Annotated in this window: 1 pseudogene; it reads right to left on the reverse strand. The window is 67.4% G+C overall.

From position 1 onward, the window contains the following. Positions 1 to 506, reverse strand: a pseudogene (locus ACCAA_RS04950) (DUF6399 domain-containing protein); the annotation flags it as partial. Between the last annotated feature and the right edge of the window lie 218 nt (positions 507 to 724).

Below are 724 nucleotides of genomic sequence, written 5' to 3' on the forward strand. Positions count from 1 at the left end.
GCCGACAGAAGAAAGCCCGACACCGGCTCCAGCGCCACCAAACAGATCTGCGGATGGAAGGTCTCATCCTCACACACCGTGATCTGCCGGTGCGGCATGTCCCGCGCCAGCGCCGCGCGCTGCTTATGCGCGATGGCGACCAGCGCCTCCTCCAGGGCCGCATTGAGGCCCTGGTGGGTGCCGTAGCTGGCACCGACGAACGCCGACAGCCCGCTCAACTCAAGGAATTGGCACACCACTCGCACCCCGGCACCGCCCTGCAGGGTGATAGCGAAGTGCGCCGCCAACACCAGTTGATGCAGCCACCGCACGCCCTCCGGGGTCTCCACCCACGCCGCCAAGGCCGCTGGCGCCGCGCCGACCGCAACCGGCTTGCACCACTCCTGCAAGGTACTGCGTGCCAGGCCGAGGTCGGCGGCCACCTGCCGTTGCGGCTCTCCCGCCGCCAGGCGCGCGCTGGCCGCCCCAAGCTGCTCCGCTCGCTCCAGGCGCGAGCGGCGCCTCACGACCCACCATCCATCGACGACCGTGCAGCACGCAGTGACATCGGCCTCGTGTCTGAGCTATAGTCAATCCCGGCAGGACCTTCGAGCATCTTCCTTCTCCCTCGGTGAGTGTGCACTTCCAAGGGTACGAGATTTCGGGGGTCCTGCCACTCTCCCGCAAGACTTTCACCAAGCCCAGCACCGGGCCTTGGCCGGAATGATGATCAAGGCCGGAATGC

The organism is Candidatus Accumulibacter aalborgensis, from assembly GCF_900089955.1.
GTDB lineage: Bacteria > Pseudomonadota > Gammaproteobacteria > Burkholderiales > Rhodocyclaceae > Accumulibacter > Accumulibacter aalborgensis.